Source organism: Herbaspirillum sp. 1173 (assembly GCF_031455335.1).
In the GTDB taxonomy this organism is placed as follows: Bacteria; Pseudomonadota; Gammaproteobacteria; order Burkholderiales; family Burkholderiaceae_D; genus Herbaspirillum; species Herbaspirillum huttiense.
On the sequence record NZ_JAVDSP010000001.1, the window covers coordinates 1,752,686 to 1,770,092 of the forward strand.

General features: G+C 61.9%; 15 protein-coding genes. 5 read left to right on the forward strand and 10 right to left on the reverse strand.

The features are described from left to right. Nucleotide 1: 1 nt before the first annotated feature. Nucleotides 2-844, reverse strand: coding sequence for a sulfite exporter TauE/SafE family protein (locus J2X56_RS07810; protein ID WP_134136146.1), 843 nt, complete (start codon nt 842-844; stop codon nt 2-4). A gap of 13 nt (nt 845-857) precedes the next feature. Continuing rightward, nucleotides 858-2,309, reverse strand: coding sequence for an oxygen-independent coproporphyrinogen III oxidase (gene hemN / locus J2X56_RS07815; RefSeq protein ID WP_121042220.1), 1,452 nt, complete (start codon nt 2,307-2,309; stop codon nt 858-860). A 468-nt stretch (nt 2,310-2,777) separates the two neighbouring features. Here hemN and J2X56_RS07820 point away from each other — a divergent pair, with 468 nt between their 5' ends. Then, nucleotides 2,778-3,332, forward strand: coding sequence for a hypothetical protein (locus J2X56_RS07820; protein WP_310159375.1), 555 nt, complete (start codon nt 2,778-2,780; stop codon nt 3,330-3,332). On the opposite strand, the gene J2X56_RS07825 is transcribed toward J2X56_RS07820, so the two are convergent. The 6 genes from J2X56_RS07825 to yddG all read right to left on the reverse strand — a co-directional run bounded on the left by J2X56_RS07825 (nt 3,323) and on the right by yddG (nt 10,135). Beyond that, on the reverse strand, nt 3,323-4,897 hold the full coding sequence (locus J2X56_RS07825) for a histidine-type phosphatase (RefSeq protein ID WP_310159309.1): 1,575 nt from the start codon (nt 4,895-4,897) through the stop codon (nt 3,323-3,325). The genes J2X56_RS07820 and J2X56_RS07825 overlap by 10 nt on opposite strands. A gap of 38 nt (nt 4,898-4,935) precedes the next feature. Next, nucleotides 4,936-7,050 carry a TonB-dependent siderophore receptor gene (locus J2X56_RS07830; protein ID WP_310159312.1) on the reverse strand — a complete coding sequence of 705 codons (2,115 nt, stop codon included), beginning with the start codon at nt 7,048-7,050 and terminating at the stop codon, nt 4,936-4,938. A gap of 108 nt (nt 7,051-7,158) precedes the next feature. Then, nucleotides 7,159-7,572 carry a biopolymer transporter ExbD gene (locus J2X56_RS07835; RefSeq protein ID WP_310159314.1) on the reverse strand — a complete coding sequence of 138 codons (414 nt, stop codon included), beginning with the start codon at nt 7,570-7,572 and terminating at the stop codon, nt 7,159-7,161. Then, on the reverse strand, nt 7,572-8,306 hold the full coding sequence (locus tag J2X56_RS07840; RefSeq protein WP_121042224.1) for a MotA/TolQ/ExbB proton channel family protein: 735 nt from the start codon (nt 8,304-8,306) through the stop codon (nt 7,572-7,574). The genes J2X56_RS07835 and J2X56_RS07840 overlap by 1 nt, the downstream gene beginning before the upstream one ends. 22 nt (nt 8,307-8,328) lie before the next feature. Next, on the reverse strand, nt 8,329-9,069 hold the full coding sequence (locus J2X56_RS07845; protein ID WP_209567013.1) for an energy transducer TonB: 741 nt from the start codon (nt 9,067-9,069) through the stop codon (nt 8,329-8,331). Between the two features lie 169 nt (nt 9,070-9,238). Then, nucleotides 9,239-10,135, reverse strand: coding sequence for an aromatic amino acid DMT transporter YddG (gene yddG / locus J2X56_RS07850; protein ID WP_310159318.1), 897 nt, complete (start codon nt 10,133-10,135; stop codon nt 9,239-9,241). Nucleotides 10,136-10,293: 158 nt separating this feature from the next. On the opposite strand from yddG, the gene J2X56_RS07855 reads away from it, so the two are divergent. Continuing rightward, nucleotides 10,294-10,950, forward strand: a complete 657-nt coding sequence (locus J2X56_RS07855; protein WP_039784818.1) for a 7-cyano-7-deazaguanine/7-aminomethyl-7-deazaguanine transporter — start codon at nt 10,294-10,296, stop codon at nt 10,948-10,950. Between the two features lie 96 nt (nt 10,951-11,046). Continuing rightward, nucleotides 11,047-12,204 (forward strand): MFS transporter, encoded by a 1,158-nt coding sequence (locus tag J2X56_RS07860; protein WP_121042230.1) that lies wholly within the window; start codon nt 11,047-11,049, stop codon nt 12,202-12,204. A gap of 80 nt (nt 12,205-12,284) precedes the next feature. Here the strand turns inward: J2X56_RS07860 and argE are convergent, their stop codons facing one another. Continuing rightward, nucleotides 12,285-13,487, reverse strand: a complete 1,203-nt coding sequence (gene argE, locus J2X56_RS07865; RefSeq protein ID WP_204725707.1) for an acetylornithine deacetylase — start codon at nt 13,485-13,487, stop codon at nt 12,285-12,287. Nucleotides 13,488-14,005: 518 nt separating this feature from the next. On the opposite strand from argE, the gene J2X56_RS07870 reads away from it, so the two are divergent. Then, nucleotides 14,006-14,497, forward strand: coding sequence for a response regulator (locus tag J2X56_RS07870; RefSeq protein WP_121042232.1), 492 nt, complete (start codon nt 14,006-14,008; stop codon nt 14,495-14,497). Nucleotides 14,498-14,576: 79 nt separating this feature from the next. On the opposite strand, the gene J2X56_RS07875 is transcribed toward J2X56_RS07870, so the two are convergent. Next, a complete protein-coding gene (locus J2X56_RS07875) occupies nt 14,577-14,825 on the reverse strand; it encodes a hypothetical protein (protein WP_121042233.1) in 249 nt (82 codons plus the stop codon). Nucleotides 14,826-15,534: 709 nt separating this feature from the next. On the opposite strand from J2X56_RS07875, the gene J2X56_RS07880 reads away from it, so the two are divergent. Next, nucleotides 15,535-17,169, forward strand: coding sequence for a methyl-accepting chemotaxis protein (locus J2X56_RS07880; protein WP_204725708.1), 1,635 nt, complete (start codon nt 15,535-15,537; stop codon nt 17,167-17,169). Nucleotides 17,170-17,407 lie beyond the last annotated feature (238 nt).

The window sequence follows — 17,407 nt, forward strand, 5'->3', positions numbered from 1 at the left end:
CTCATCCTCCGTGCACCGGACTGACACAGAACACGTCGATCCAGCCGCGCGCAATGCCCAGGCCGCCAATCTCGGCGGCACGCAGCAAACCCAACAACCCGAAGGCCAAGACGATCACGCCGGCGCTGCGCCGCACCCAAGGGCGCGCAGCCAACTGGCGCAAGCGTGCACCGGACATGCCGGCCACCAGCAGCACCGGCAAGGTGCCCGCCCCGAAGGCCAGCATGGTCAGCGCGCCTTGCACGGCGCTGCCGGCCATGAGGGCGGTGAGCAAGGCGCTGTAGACCATCCCGCACGGCAGCCAGCCCCACAGGCTGCCCAGCAGCAGCGCCTTGACCGGCGTATCCACTGGGACCAGCCGCGCTGCATGGGGACGCAGTCGGGACCAAAGACCGCTACCCCATTGCTCCATGCGGGACAGGCCGCTCCACCACTGGGTGAGGTACAGCCCCAGCAGGATCAGGACAAGATTGGTGATGACATAGGCCACCGTCTGCGCCGGTGCCAGCCAGCCCAGCACGTCGGCACCGCGCAGCAGGCCGGCGGCGATGCCCCCGGCCAGTGCGCCGGCCAGCGCGTAGCTGGACAGGCGACCGAGGTTGTAGCCCAGCACGCGCACCAGATCCTGCCCGAAGGCCTGGACCTGGGCGGAGCCGGCGACATGAAGGGGAATGATGCGATGCGCCGCACGCCCCGGCGCTGCGGCCATGGCCAGCACCTGGGCGGCGACGGCCGGGGCGCGCGGCGGCGCGGCTGAACTGAGCGCACCGATGATGCCGCCGCACATGCCGATGCAATGGACGCTGCCCATCAGGCCTACCAGGAAGATCGGCAGCAGGTTCATCGACGCGCCCCGCTCACACGGTCTGCGAATAACGCTGTGGTGTGTCCTTGTTCTGGCTTGCGGCTTTTTCGCGGTCCTGGTTCAGGTAGCGGTCAAACACCATGCAGATATTGCGGATCAGCAGACGGCCCTTGGGCTCGACCGTGATCCATTCGGGTTCGATATTGATGAGGCCGTCCTCTTCCAGTTGCTTCAGCTTTTCCATCTCCGGTGCGAAGTATTCGCGGAAGACGATGGGATAGGCAATCTCCAGCGAATTGATCGACAGCTCGAAATTGCACATCAGCCGCTGGATGATCAGACGGCGCAGCACGTCATCCATGCCCAGCTGAATGCCGCGGGCGATGGGCAGCGTGGAATTTTCCAGGCGAGCGTAATAGCCATCCAGGGTCTTTTCATTCTGGCTGTAGCTGCCGCCCACGGCGCTGATGGCCGAGACGCCGCACGCGACCAGGTCGGTCTCGGAATGGGTGGAGTAGCCCTGGAAATTGCGATGCAGGCGGCCCTGCTGCTGGGCGATGGCGAGATCGTCAGTGGGCTTGGCGAAGTGATCCATGCCGATGTAGACGTAACCGGCGCCGGTCAGCTGGCGGATGCACAGCGAGAGCATGTCCAGCTTGCTGTCGGCGCTGGGCAGGTCTTCTTCCTTGATCTGGCGCTGGGTCTTGAACAGCGCCGGCATGTGCGCATAGTTGTAGACGGCGATGCGGTCCGGGCTGGCGGCGATGACCTTGGCCAGCGTGCGCGACATCGACATCACGTTCTGCTTGGGCAGCCCGTAGATCAGGTCGATGCTGACCGAGCGGAAGCCGGCTTCACGCGCGGCAGCGATGATCTGCAGGGTCTGTTCTTCGGATTGCACGCGATTGACCGCCAGCTGGACTTCCGGATCGAAATCCTGCACGCCCAGGCTGATGCGGTTGAAGCCCTGCTCGCGCAGCTTGTGGACACGCGCCACCGACACCGTGCGCGGATCGATTTCGATCGAATATTCACCCACGTGATCCGGCGCCAGCGTGAAGCTGTGGCGGATATGATTCATCAGGTCCGACATCTGCTCGTCCGAGAGATAAGTCGGCGTACCGCCACCGAAGTGCAGCTGCTCGACCTGGTTCATGCCGGAGAAGAGCGAGCCCTGCATGCTGATCTCGCGCTTGAGGTAGCTCAGGTAGAGCGCGGCCTTGGCGCGGTTCTTGGTGACGATCTTGTTGCAGGCGCAGTAATAGCAGATGGTGTCGCAGAACGGGATGTGCAGATACAGCGACAGCGCCCGCCAGGCGCTCATGTTGCGGCGGTCGGAGACCGCATGCAGGTAGTCGGTGACGGCGAAGTCACTCGAAAAGCGATCTGCCGTGGGATAGGACGTGTAACGCGGACCACGCTGGTCCATTTTGCGCAGGACGGCCTTGTTCATGCCGGCGAGACTGGCGGATGGATGCAGGATGGACGGATGGGCGACTTGCATGCGATGCTCCTGGCCGGCTGCCACGCCGGACTGACGCGGCGCGCACATGCGCTGGGCCGCGAGCCCACCGGGCGAGCTGGTATTGACTGGAGCTTGCAGAATAGACAGATCACTGCAGGACCGCATTGATGTGCATCAAAGGGTCAGGACCTGTTGCCGGAGCGGCATCTACAGCAAGCCTGAAACCGCCGTCTGTGGTGCCAATGTCACGCGGCGTCTTCGTCCTGCCGCTTTTTGATTGCATTTCGGTATTGTCGCGCTTTACAGAGCGATGCGCCAAACCCTAGGCTGCGATGGACGGCATCTGACCGTCTTTCATCTTCAATCCCGGGGGATTTCTTCGTGCACCGTTTCCAACTTTCCTGCGCTTGTCTCATCAGCCTGGCTGCCCTTGGCAGCACCGCCCAGGCCGCCAATCTCGGCCTCAGTGGCGAACTCGGCACTACCGGCGTGGGCGTCCACCTGAGCGTGCCGCTGGCGCAACAGCTCAATGCCCGCTTCGGGGTCAACTATTTTGATTATTCCTTCAACTCCAGCACCAATGATATGAACTACGATGCCAAAGCCAAGCTGCGCACCTTCGATGCGCTGCTGGACTGGTTCCCGTTCGACAACGGCTTCCGTCTCTCCGGCGGCGTGGTCTACAACGGCAACAAGATCGACGCCACCGGCAAACCCAAGGCCAACGGCATCTATACCATCAATGGCAACGTCTATACCGCTTCACAGGCAGGCCAGGTCGATGGCCGCATCGATTTCAAGAAGTTCGCACCCTACGTGGGCCTGGGCTGGGGCAACGCAGTCGCCCCGGCAAAGCCGGGCTGGGGCTTCACGGCCGACCTGGGCGTGATGTTCCAGGGCAATCCCTCGACCTCGGTCAGCAACTCCGGCTGCAACGCCCCCGCCGCAATCTGCGCGCGCCTGGCCACCGACGTGGCGGCCGAAAACGCCCAGCTCAGCGACAAGGTGCATGGCTACAACCTGTATCCGGTGCTGCGGGTGGGCGTGAGCTATCAGTTCTGATTGTGCTCTTCGGCCTTGCGGGCCGATCCGTAACAGGCCCGCAAGGCGCGATAGTCGTAGTAATGGCTGCCCGGCGAAAGCCGCGCAGCATCGCAGTCCGGCTTGAAATCCATCTCCGCTTCGTTGTACAGCAGGCGCACCACGGTGCGTCCTGCGGCATTGGCGAACATGTCCCATTGCAGGTTGGCGGCCATCGGCGCGATCAGCGCGCCACGCCAGCCGTTGCTGGCCGGGGCATAGGGTTCGCGCTCGGTCACCTGCTGCGATGCGCCGGGCAGGCCCAGCAGCGCAGCCAGCGGGATCACGATCTCGGCGTGGGCGAACCGCAGCTTGGCCAGATGGCGACGCTGCCCGCGTTCAATGGCATCGGCCTCATCAAAAAAATCCTGCAGCAGGATGCGCGCCATGCGCCAGGTCACATCGCCCTGCTCCACCATGCCCGGCCCCTTGCTGTAGAAGTCTTCAGCATCTTCAGCCTCGGCGTAACGCTGCGCCGCCAACGGTGGCATGAATCGTTCAAACTCCTTCACATCGCTGCCAGCCTGCTCCAGTTCGCTGCGCATGCCGGCACTGATGGCATAAAGGTCATACAGCGCCCAGGCGGCCTGCAAGCCGTTGACGATCACGCTGCGGCCATCGCCGGTCAGCGTGCTGGTGTAACGGCCATCGGCGCTGGAAAATTTCAGCGTGCCGCTGTTGCTGAAACGGTAGCTCCCCTGCGCCAGCCGGCTCAGAAAATCCGGCTTGAACAGCCGTGCCAGGACCACATCGGCCGCCTCCTGCAAGCGCGGATCCTGCCGGATGCGGGCCAGTTGCGCCTGTAAGGCCGGACTGCGGGCATAAGCCTGGTAGGCCTGGCTGTCGCGCCAGGTCTGCAGGCGCAGCGCCTGCAGAGGATCCGCGCCGGAGGTCTCTGCCGGGGGAGTCTTGGGCAAACGGTGGAAATACAGCAGATAGGCATCGCTGGACGGCCCCTGCACCTGGTCGCGCAGACCAGGGCGGACCACCAGCAGCGCCCGGGTGAAGGCCTCGGCACTGTCCACTGCGCGATCCTTGCCGGAACTGACCACGACCACCGCGCGCCCGGCGCTGCCGGCCTGATCGAACAGGCCGGGCAGGCGCTGCACCATCCGGTGCGCCAGATCGGCATGCTCCTGCAAGCCGGTCCGGGTCTCGTTGCCATAGCCGGGCTGGCTGATGCCTGGAACCCCGGCCCCCAGCAGGAGGTTGGCGCGCAGCATGGCCTGCAAGGCCGGTCCCAGTTCGCGGCCCAGCGGGGTCAGCGCATCCTCCTGTTCGGCTTGCTGCCACAGGTGATACAAGGCCAGATCGGATTTCATCCCCGTCAGGCCGCGTGATCCATGGCGCGCCAGCAGTTGCGTGAACACCGGTTCATATCCAGGCGGAACCGGCTCCAGGCTGGCCATCGTCTGGCGTGGTGCGTAGGGGGTCTTGGTCTGGCGATCATCACGATCGGCGGCCTGCGCCAGGCTGGCGGCCAGCAGCATGCCACTCAGCCAGACAGAGGCCCTCGCGGGCTGATGGGAGAACAGGCCACCGATCATGTTGTTTCATCCTTTCCGAATCAGGAAAACCTTGGCACTCAGAAGTCTGCGCGCACGTTCAGGTTCAGGGTACGTGGCGCACCCACGTTCAGGTAGGTTTCCTGATAGTAGGTCCAGTACTTGCGATTGGCCAGGTTGGTGATGTTGGCGCTCCAGGTCGTCATGTGGCCACCGATGCGGGTGCGATAGTTCAGCCCGGCATCAAACAGGCTGTACGGCGAGAGCATGTTGGCATTGGCCGAATCCAGCGCCATGGTGCCGACATACTGCGCGCCGGCATGCAATTGCAAGCCCGGCAAGGCCGCCACGCGATAGCTCAGTTGCGCCCCGGCCTGCATATCGGCCGCACCGACGGCACGCTTGCCGTTGACCGCGGCCGCCGCATGAGTGATCTCCGAGCCCATGACCATCACGCTGCCATCCAGGCTCAAATCACGCGTGAGCTGCAGCGAGCCATTGGCTTCCACGCCGCGATACACGCTCTGGCCATCGGCCACGTAGACGTTGGCGCTGTTGATGTACTGCGAGCCGCGCTCGATGCGGAACAGTGCCAGGCTGCCGTTCCAGCCATCGTGCTCGGTCTTGACACCGACTTCAGCCTGTTTGCTCTTGATCGGCGCGAAGGTCTGGTTGGCATTGACGGTAGTGGTCGGGGCGGAGGCACTCTGCTCCAGTGCTTCGGCATAGCTGACGTAGACCGTGGTGTCAGCGCGCGGCTTGTACATCACGGCTGCCGTCGGGCTCAGCGGATTGGCGGTGAAGCGCGCGCTGGTGGTGTTGGCAGTGCTGTAGGCGGCATCGATATAGTTGGTATAGCGCACACCGGCCAGTACCGACCAGCGGTCGTCGAACTTCATCGTGTCGCTGGCGAACAGCGCGGTCTGGGTGGTCTTTTCATCGCGATAAGTGCCGCCGCTGTAGTTGACGCTGTCGGCCGAGTAGATCGTCGGGGCATACAGGTTGCCGGTGCCGATGTAGGGCTTGGGGGTATTGACCGAGGAGGTCGAGAGCAGGTTCTGCGCCATTGCACCGAACACCAGCTCATGCTGGAGGAATCCGGTGCGCACCTTGCCCTGCACCATGGCTTGCGCCTCGTTGAATTCATAACCGTGGTATTCCGAGGTCACACGATCACGGTAATTGCCGCTGTTGCTGGTGATGTAGTACTGGTCCTTCTTGTAGATGCGTACCGATTCGGAGTGACGCACGGCGACGCTGGCCTTCCAGTCATCCGAAAGACGGTAGTCGGCGCTCAGCGTCACCAGGCGGTAATCGACATCGGTGAAGGAGCCATTGCTGTAGAGCCGGGTCGTGCCATCCAGCGGCGAAGGAATTCTGAATCCGCTGACGATGACATCGGTGCCGCCGGTGGCGATGCGGCGCTGGTAGATGGCATCCAGCCGCACGGTCAGGTCGCTGGTGAGGCGGGCATCAAAGGATGCGCCGATGGACTGGCGGTTGATGCTGCCGTGATCGGCCTCGGTATCGCCGCTTTCGTTGACCAGGTTGACGCGGTAACCGAAGCGCTGGTCCTCGCCAAAGCGCCCACCGGCATCGACATGTTCCTTCCAGGTACCGCCGCTGGCATAGCCGAGATCGGTGGCGAAGAAGGTGTCATCGGTCGGACGCTTGGTGACGTAATTGATGATCCCGCCCGGCGAGCCGAAACCATACATGAAGCCGGACAAGCCCTTGAGCACTTCCACCTGATCGAACATCTCCAGCGGCATTTCGGTACCGCGGTTGATGTTGGCCAGGCCATCGATCTTGTAGCCGTTCAGGTCATCCAGGCGCAGGCCGCGCACCGAGATGGTGGCCGGGTGCGTGCCATTGACCGGACTGTTGTTGCTGACGCTGGCGTCGTACTTCAGCACCTCGGCCAGCGAGGTGGCCTGGCGATCTTCGATCTCGTCGCTCTTGACCGCGCGCGTGGAGAACGGCGTCTCCAGTTCGGAGCGATCACCGAGGGCACCGCTGCTGACCTTCTCGGCCAATTTCTTCTTGTCGGCGCTGTCGGTGACGGTGATCTGGGGCAGGACGCTGTCATCGGCCTGCGCCATCAGCGGACCAGCGCTGCCCAGCAGGAGGCCGGCGCCGAGCAGGGCACGGCGCATGGTGGACGGACGGAAACGGGCAATGCGTGTGGAAATCATGTCGGACTCGCAGTGGATGTGGAGAGAGAGGGAGTTGATTTGGCTATGCAATGGACCGACCGGGCAATGCCGGTCAGTCTTCTCTTTTTTATTGGGTCGTTTTCGTGTTCATGGCCGCGGATCAGTCACGAAGCCGATCTTGGCCAGCCCGCCTGCCTGTGCCATGGCCATCACCTGTGCCACTTTTTCGTAGGGCGTGGTGAGGGCTGCTCGCAGATGCAGTTCCGGCGGCTGCGGTGCAGAGGCTGCCTTGCCGATGCGAGCCTGCAGTTGCGACTGATCGACCGGTTCGTCATTCCAGAAGGTCTTGCCGTCGGCATCGATGGCGAGGTTGATGCTGTCCGGCTTGAGCGTATCGGGTTGGGCGGTGGCGCGCGGCAGGTCGATCTTGACGGCGTTGTTCATGACCGGGACCGTGATGATGAAGATGATCAACAGCACCAGCATCACGTCCACCAGCGGTGTGGTGTTGATTTCGGGATTGAAGTCATCGTCCGAATCGGAGAGGGAACCCATGCCCATCATGCAGCTCCCCGCGTGCGCAGGCGCAGGGCCGGGGCCTGTTCCGGCGCGGCAGAGGCGGAGTCGGCGCGCGCCCCGGTGACGAACAGCGCATGCAGTTCGAAACCGAACTTGTTCAGTCGCGCGATGATGCTCTTGTTGCCGCGCAGGAGCGCGTTGTAGCCAAAGGTGGCGGGAATGGCCACTGCCAGCCCGAGCGCCGTCATGATCAACGCTTCGCCGACCGGACCGGCGACCTTGTCGATGCTGGCCTGGCCGCTGCTGCCGATGGAAACCAGGGCGTGGTAGATGCCCCAGACCGTGCCGAACAAGCCCACGAAGGGAGCCGTCGAACCGACCGAGGCCAGCACCGCCATGCCCGACTGCAGGCTGGCCGAGGCTTCATCGATGGCCTGGCGCAGCGACAGCGTGACCCACTCGCTGACCGGCAGACGATCCTGCAACTGCCCTTGGTGCGTGGTGTGATGATCGACTGCGCCCTGGCCGGCGCTGGCAAGCGCGGCAAAGGGATTGTCACGGCCCAGCAGGGTGATGCCGGCGGCGACGTTGCCGGCCTCCCAGAACGCGTGGCCTGCGGCGTGCGCCGGAGTACGGTAGCGCCACAATTGCAGGGCCTTGGTCACGATCACATACCACGAGGCCATCGACATCATCGTCAGCAGAAGCGCCACCGCCTTGGTGACGACATCGCCTTGCGACCACAGGGCCGTGAGGCCGTAGGGACTTGCATCCATTGCTGATTCCTTTCGTTCGGGGTTACTGCGTCAATTGAAATTTGATCGGTACGACCACATAGGCAGGCAGCGCCCTGCCCTGCTCCACATAGGGCTGGAAGCGCGCGCGCCGGACGGCCTCGCGCGCGGCCTGGTCGAGGCTGGCGATGCCGGAAGAACGTTCCAGTGCAATCTGCTCCACCCCGCCCTGGGCATCGATCAGCACGCGCAGCAGCACCTCGCCTTCATCGCCGCGACGGCGGGCCGCAGCGGGATAGACCGGCTGCGGTGCAGTAAGGTACTGAACGCCGCTGGTAATGACGGGCGGGCGGATCATCGGGGCGGCCGGCGTCACCGGGGCAGCGGCGGCCTCGGGCGCAGACGCTGGAGCAGCTGGCGAGGAAGGAGCAGATGGCGCGGATGGCGCGGATGGCGCGGATGGCGCAGACGACGTATCGGCAGAAGTGACCATGGTCGGCGCGGGTGCCACGGCCTGACGGGTGTGCGGCACGGGTGTCGGCCGCAATGGCACAGTGCGCACGGGGGCTGCAGGATGCGGTGATGTCGCAGGCAAGGGCGGCTGCGGTGCGGACTCGAGGAGCGCCAGCATCACGGTGGGCGGTACCGGTGGCTTGGCGGTGGACGCTGGCAAGGCGTGCATCTGCGTGGCCAGCCACAGCAAGCCCAGATGCGCAGCCAGCACCAGCAGCGCCGGCTGCGCACTGCGCAACATGGCTGCACCGTGAACCGTGCGCTGTGGAGAAAGAGGGAGGGATGACAGCATGACTCTCGCCGCATCGCGCGGCCTTGCTCTGAAAAAAGCAGGAGTCTAGGCAGTCAAGATGACCTCGCCGTTACGCATCGATGACAACGGCGTCAGGAAAGCCCCGCGAGATGTAAAAATTTGTTGGCAGCATGCCGGGGCAGTGAACTCTGCGGATCAGATCGGGAGATCACGCCTCTCTGTGTCCTGCGGAGGTGGCACGCCAGCAGAGGATCGATCCGGCGCACACCAGCGCCGCGCCGACCCAGAACGACGGCGGCAGCGGCGCACGCAGCAGCGCGGCCGACAGTGCCGAGGACAACACCGGGATGAAATACGATGCCCCCGCCAGCACCGTCACGTTCCCGTGCAGGATGCCCACATTCCAGGCCGCATAACCCAGCCCCATGGCGGCAGCCGCCAGCAGCAGATAGACCAGCGCGGGCACGCTGAAGGAAAGTTCAGCGGCATGACCGCCCAGCAGGACCTTCACCCACAAGGCCAAGGCCACCAGCATGAAGAAAGGCGTCACACCGTTCCTGCCCTCGGCGATGCGGGTGGTCACGGTGCAGTAGGCCGCCCAGATCAGGGCACCGATGAAGGCCAGGCCATAGCTCAGGGGATTGTCCTGAATGTTGGCCAGCATGACCGGCAGGTCCAGGCCCTGATTGCCGCCCAGCACCCAGCAGATGCCCAGCATGGACAGGATGAAGCCCGGCACCACCAGCAGCGTCGCGCGCTGCCCGCCGAAGAGAATCGCCGCCACCAGCGTGAAGGTCGGCCACAGGTAGTTGACCATGCCCACTTCGATGGCCTGGCGGCCGGTATGGGCGTAGCCGATCGAGAGCGACAGGCACAGTTCATACGCCACGAACAGCACGCTGCCCCACACCAGATACCTGCGCGGGAAGCTGGACAGGCGCGGGAAACCGACCGACACCATCAGGATCAGCGAGGCCACCGTATAGATGGCTGCCGCGCCGCCGGTGGCACCGAGATGTTCGCTCACGCCGCGGATCAGGCCAACGATGGCGCTCCACAAGACCACGGCGCTCAAACCGATCAGGGTTGCCTTCTTGCTGTTCATTGCACCTGCCCAAAAGCGCAAGAGTTTACCTCAAGGGCCGGGACCGGGCCTTGTGATAAAATCCTGCCCCTTCTGTCCGGTCTTCGGCGGCCATTGCCCGCGCGGCGGCCGGACGTGTTCCATGGGTTCCCTCGCCCCCATTCATCAAAAAGGTTCATATGACAACACTCGACCTGCGCCGCCATGCCGCGCTGCTGACCTGGCTTTCGCTGTTTCACCTTCTGGTGATCACTTCCAGCAACTACCTGGTGCAATTGCCCGTTTCGATCTTCGGGCTGCATACCACCTGGGGCGCCTTCAGCTTTCCTTTCATCTTCCTGGCGACCGATCTGACGGTGCGCTTCTTCGGTGCGCCACTGGCCCGCCGCATCATCTTCGCGGTGATGCTGCCGGCCCTGTTCATCTCCTACGGCATCTCGGCTCTCTTCTACATGGGCCAATGGCAGGGCTTCGGCGCGCTGGCGCATTTCAATGTCTTCGTGGCGCGCATCGCGGCGGCCAGCTTCATGGCCTATGTGCTGGGGCAGGTGCTGGACGTGCAAGTGTTCAATCGCCTGCGGGCTTCGCGCCACTGGTGGCTGGCACCGTCGGTATCGATGATCTTCGGCAATGCCAGCGACACCATCGCCTTCTTCTCCATCGCCTTCTGGCGCAGCAGCGATCCCTTCATGGCCGAGCACTGGGTGGAGATCGCGCTGGTCGATTATGGCTTCAAGATCGCCATCAGCCTGCTGTTCTTCCTGCCGGCGTATGGCGCGCTGATGTCCTTCCTGAAGAGCTGGTTTGGCCGCCCCTTGGCGGCCGATCCGGCTTGAGTCCTGCAGCGATTTCCATCCAACGGTAAACTTGCGGCTTTGCGCGGTCTGCCCTGGCCGCGCCCTCCTCCTCTCCACCCTCCACCTGGACTGCGCATGAACTGGCCCCTGTTTGCCCTCGCCGTTGCCGCCTTCGGCATCGGCACCACTGAATTCGTCATCATGGGCCTGCTGCCCGACGTTGCGCTTGATCTGGGTGTCACGGCTCCGGCCGCCGGCATGCTGGTCTCGGGCTATGCCCTGGGCGTGGCCGCCGGTGCGCCCATCCTCGCCATCCTTACTGCCAAGTGGCCGCGCAAGCAGGCGCTGGTAGGGCTGATGTGCCTGTTCATCCTCGGCAATGTGCTGTGCGCGCTGGCCCCCAATTACCCGTTCCTGATGGTGGCGCGGGTGGTCACCGCCTTCTGCCATGCCGCCTTCTTCGGCATCGGCTCGGTGGTGGCAGCAGAACTCGTGACGCCGCAGAAGCGCGCGCAGGCAGTGGCGCTGATGTTCACCGGCCTGACCGTCGCCAACATCCTGGGCGTGCCGCTGGGCACCGCCTTCGGCCATGCGGCGGGCTGGCGCTCCACCTTCGGCGTGGTGACCGGCATCGGCCTGCTGGCCGCCGTCATGCTGTGGACCATGCTGCCCAAGAAGATCCCCATGCAGGCCGGCAATATCTTCCAGGAGTTCCGCTCCATCATCGATACCCGCGTGCAGCTGTCACTGCTGACCTCGACGCTGGCCTCGATCAGCATGTTCAGCGTGATCACCTACATCGCCTACATCCTGCTGGACGTGACCGGCTTCAGCGCCCGTGAAGAAAGCTGGGTGCTGCTGCTCTTCGGTGCGGGCATCACCGTGGGGGGCCTGGTCGGCGGCAAGCTGGCGGACTGGAAACTGATGCCGGTGATGTGCGGCGTGTTCCTGTGCATTGCCATCGTGCTGGGACTGTTTTCCTTCACCAGCCATTACAAGTGGCCGACGCTGGCAACGATGTTCGCCTGGGGGGCCTTCGCCTTTGCGGTGGTGCCCGGTGCGCAGATCCGCGTGCTCGACACCGCACGCGGCGCGCCCAACCTCGCCTCGACCCTCAACCAGGGGGCCTTCAACCTCGGCAATGCCACTGGCGCCTGGGTCGGTGGACTGGCGATCTCGGCCGGCCTGCCGCTGACCGACCTGCCCCTGATCGGCTCGGTCTTCGCCCTGCTGGGCCTGGTCACGGTGGCCGTCTCGGCCTCGCTGGACAAGCGCGTTCGCGCTCCGGCCTGACTCTTCCCCGCTCCGGAAAAAAGGCGCTTGACCCTCACGGGCAAGCGCCTTTGTTCATTCCGGCGAAGATGCTGAAGCGATCAAACCGCCTTCAGATGCGCCGAAGCGACGAAGTTGTCGAAGAAACTTTCACATCGGGCCAATTGCTCCAGTGTCACGAACTCGTTGGGCTTGTGCGCATGGATAATGTCGCCCGGCCCGCAGATCACCGCCGGCATGCCGGCCTGACCGAACAGCCCGCCTTCGGTGCCGAAGCCGACCTTGCGCGCGCGTTCACTACCCAGGATGCGCAGTGCCGAACTCACCAGCGGATCATCGGGCGACGTGCTCATGCCCGGATAGGCCGTCAGCGTTTCGAATTCGATGCGTCCTTGCGCACCTTCAATCTGCATCTGCGGCAGCACTTCCTGTTCTGCATAACGCTTCACTTCGTCGAATACCTCGGCCGGGTCGATACCGGGCAGGAAGCGGTGTTCGAAGACGAACTCGGCCTTGTCCGGAATGATGTTGGGCGCGTTGCCGCCATTGGAGAGCGTGGTGACGATGGAGGAATACGGCACGTCGAAGTCGTAATCCTGCGCTTCCGAATGGCGCACGCGCAGCGCGATCTCGCGGATCTTCAGCTGCATCATGGCCGCATAGTCGATGCTGTTGATGCCCAGGTGCGGACACGACGAGTGCGCCGCATGGCCATGCACCGAGCAGCGATAGGAGCGCTTGCCCTTGTGCGCGATCACGGGCTGCATCATGGTGGGCTCGCCGATGATGACGCCGGTGGGCTTGATGTCGTTACGCTGCAGGTCAGCCAGCAGCTCGCGCACCCCCAGACAGCCCACTTCTTCATCGTAAGAGAACGAAAAGTGCAGTGGTGTGTGCAGGCGATCCTGCGCGATGGCCGGCAGGCGCGCCAGACAGACCGCGATGAAACCTTTCATGTCGCAAGCGCCGCGGCCGAACAATTTGCCATCGGCCACATGCGCCACGAAGGGGTCGGTATCCCAGTTCTGTCCCTTGACCGGCACCACATCGGTATGTCCGGAGAAGACCGTACCGAAGCGGCCGGGACCGGCATCGCCCAGGGTGGCAAAGAGATTGGCCTTGCGCCGTTCGGCGTCGTAGGTCAGGCGGGTGGTGGCACCGTGGCGTTCGAGAAGATCGCGGACCCATTCGATGAGGTCCAGGTTGGATTCGCGGCTGATGGTGTTGAAACCGATGAGGGTCTTGAGGATGTCCAGCGTCGCCTCGGTCGGTTGCGCGGCGGCTGATGTCAGTGGTGCATTCATGATGATGGTGTGCCTGTTCAAATCCGGAACGGCGGGCCAGCGGTCAACAGGACAGCAGGCTGCATGTTCCCTCAGAAGTGCAGCAAGCGGCGTGCCACGGCGGGCGCATGCTGGCATAGCGGCCGGTCAAGGCAAACGGTGCCCGCGCTGATCAATTCCCCGATTTTCACAATCTCACCTGACGGGAATTGCATAATTCAAGCGGGTTCGCTGGCGTGCAAATGAAGGTTTAGCTTACACCGCAATGCAGATAGGGGTTGGGGAGATGAAGGATCTTGACGGCAGAGGCCTGGATGCCGGCCGGCAAGGATTTGCCTTCAGAGCCAATTGGAACTCGCTCAACCGCCTTGTAGACAGTGACAACAGCGCTTATCAGGAAATTCCTGCTAGGAGCTTTTTCGCATTTTTGTCAGACTGCAGATGAAGTTTTGTGCCCGGAGAAGCGCCCGCAGAGGCCAGCATGGATTCCCGCGGCACAGGAATGGTGATCAGGGTCACTACAAGAGAAGGACAAGACCATGAAACCGCCGATCATACTGATGATTGAGTCGAACGGCGAAGCAGTAGAGCTGGCGCGCTTTGCGCTCTGGCGCAACAATTTTCACTGTGTATTGCAGTGGGTTGACGAAGCAGACGCGGCCATCGAGGGACTGTTGCAGCGTCGTGCGGATGGCGAGATGCAGCTGCCGGGCATGATCTTTCTGGACCCGGGCATGATGGAAAACAACGGCCTGGACTTCATCCAGGCCATGAAGGCGGGCCGCGACACGCGTGCGGTGCCGATCGTGGTATTTCCGGACAGTGACTATCCGCCGGAGATGCCTGCCTTGCTGGAAGCCGGAGCCGTGGAATATCTGCTCAAACCCGAGACGGCCCAGCAGTTCATGGAGGTGGTACTAGACCGTGCGCGGCGCTGGAGCAAGCGGCGGCGCAGGCGTTCAGCTTCAGCGTCGACTTCCAATGCAAGTGCAGGCACAGGGGAGGCGGACGGAGAAGCGGGAACATCCTGAGCGGAAAGAAAAAACGCCGTGTGCTTCAGTGCTCACGGCGTTGTTCTTGTGCCCGCGCGATGGACGGGCGAGGTGATGCTTATTTCTTCACGCGCGTACTGATGTGGCCATCGAATTCGCGCTGCGCGGCTTCGAGCTTCTTGAGGGCTTCCTGCCAAGGCTGGTAATCCGCCTCGGTGAGCCAGGAGCCGCCGGGATTCTGCTTCCACTGTTCGAGCTTGGCGGTCATCTTTTCATATTCTTCCAGCTGGGCGATGAGAAGCGATTCCATCTGCGTCTTCAACTCTTCGGCACGGACGATCCAGGGATCTTGTTCCAGTTCTGACATGGGCGGCTTTCCTTGGTGTGAATAATGTGTCGGATGCTATCACGAAGAGGACTGCTCACAGCCGAGAGGCGATTCGGGTGCACCAGGGCCCTTCTCTTTGACGGCGGCGGCGGAAGCGACTCCAGGTTTCAGACCGAGGCGGGGAAACGACTGACACAGGCATTTTCAAGAAACGAAAAAGAACCTGCCGAGGAGAAAAAAACTTCACTGAGGGTCAACGGCAAAAAAGTGAATCGGAAGTCACGTAAAGCAAAACGGCTGTTCCCAATCGCATGCACCGTCTGGACAACCTTACCAATAGCACCCGTCCTGGTCTCGAAATCGGCTTTAATCCCGATATGAATCAAAAAACAAATAAATCAAATTTAATATTTTAAAAGCATAACAACAGCCGTTTTTCTTATTGGAAACCACCGCGAGCAGCTGCTATTACAAACCACCTCGTTGTCTGGCAAGGGGATGTGAAAATTGGCTAACATTTGCCAAGTATGCAGCATTATCTGGTTATCATGTTCTTTCTCCCAATAAAATGTTTCTTGCCAAGCAAGCATTTAGTTGACGCAATACAGAAATCCAACAAGAAACACAAATAAAATGATTTAAATAGTTTTTTGTCGTATAGTTTCCCTGTTCGATCAACGACGATGCATCTGAATCAGATGCGCATGTCTAATCAGGCCTCGTGAAAGAGGCAATTTAAGGGGGCATTATGAAGATGACCGATATCAAAATTAGCGTGAGACTTTGCATCTGCTTCGCTACGCTGATCCTGGTGACGTGCGTGATTGCAGGCGTTGGTGTGAAGAATCTGTGGACCATCAGCGATGCGACAAATGAAATCGTCAATGATCGTTATGTCAAAGTCGCGCTGGTCAATCAGGCCACTGAGAAAGTCAACATTGCAGCTCGAGCGATTCGCAATGCGATCATTGCCCCGGACCAGGCGACGATCGACAAGTACCTGGAGCGTGCCGTCAGCAATACCAGCGAAGTGACACAGCACCTGGCTGATCTTGAAAAACGCATCAATACGCCGAAGGGCAGCGAGTTATTCAAGCGCATCAGGGACGCGCGTGCAGAATATGCCAAGCCACGGGATAACGTGCTTGAAATGATCCGGCTACAGAAAAGGGCTGAGGCCGCCGACTACCTTTTCAAGGAAGTCATTCCCGCGCAAGACAAGTTCTTCGCTGCAATGAAGGAAATGTCGGCTTTTCAGGTGTCGCTGATGGACAAGAGCGTGGCCAAAAGTGATGCCGCATCGGCCGATGCCATCAATCTGATGGTTGTGCTCTCTTGCATCGCCATTGTGCTCTCGACGGCCTGCGCCATCCTGATCACGCGCTCCATCATTCGTCCCCTCAATGAAGCCGTTGGGGTGGCCAGCGCGGTGGCGGCGGGTGACCTCACTGTGCAGATCGCCGCCACCTCCCGGGATGAAACGGGCGCGCTGCTGTCGTCACTCAAAACCATGAACGAGAACCTACATCGTATCGTCACCGAGGTTCGCCAGGGTACCGACACGATTGCCACCGCGTCGGGCCAGATTGCTACCGGCAACCTCGATCTGTCCTCGCGGACCGAACAGCAAGCCGGTGCACTGGAAGAGACCGCCTCGGCGATGGAAGAACTCACCTCTACCGTCAAGCAGAATGCCGACAATGCCCGTCAGGCCAACACCCTGGCCGCGAGCGCCTCGCAGGTCGCCGTGCAAGGTGGCAGCGTGGTGGGTGAGGTAGTTCAGACCATGAGCCAGATCAATGATGCCTCACGCAAGATCGTAGACATCATCACGGTTATCGATGGCATCGCTTTCCAGACCAATATCCTGGCCCTGAATGCTGCAGTGGAAGCAGCACGAGCTGGAGAACAGGGACGTGGCTTTGCCGTGGTGGCTTCCGAAGTACGTACCTTGGCGCAACGCAGTGCTGCAGCCGCCAAGGAAATCAAGGCTTTGATCGATACCTCGGTCGAGCGTGTGGAAAACGGCAGCCGGCTGGTGGAACAGGCGGGGGCGACTATGCACGAGGTGGTCGCCAGCGTCAAACGCGTCACCGATGTCGTCGCCGAAATCACCGCTGCCAGCGGAGAACAGAGTGATGGCATCGAGCAGATCAATCAGGCCATCGTGCAGATGGACGAAGTAACGCAGCAGAACGCAGCATTGGTAGAAGAAGCCGCCGCTGCCGCCCAATCATTGCAGGAACAATCCAGCCGCCTGCAGGAGACCGTCGGCATCTTCAAACTCAGCGGCAATGACGTGCGCCACGCCACCGCGGCGGTTGCCACTCTGGTACGCAACAGTGTGGATATCACTCCGCATCCAGCAGGAATGCCCCGATAGAGAAGCACCGTACAGAACCCCTTGCCAGTGCTGACATACCACTGGCAATTCACCCCGCCTCGTGCGGGGCTTTTTTTGACGGGATCACATCACCAATAATGGGGGTAGCGTCAACATGACTTCTCCCCCCCCTTTTATTCGGATGTTGATTTGCTCGCAGATTTGACCCTCTCCATTTGACCCACCTTCCATCGTCTACCAAAGGCGGCCACACGGTCGTACGACCCTTGATATCCCA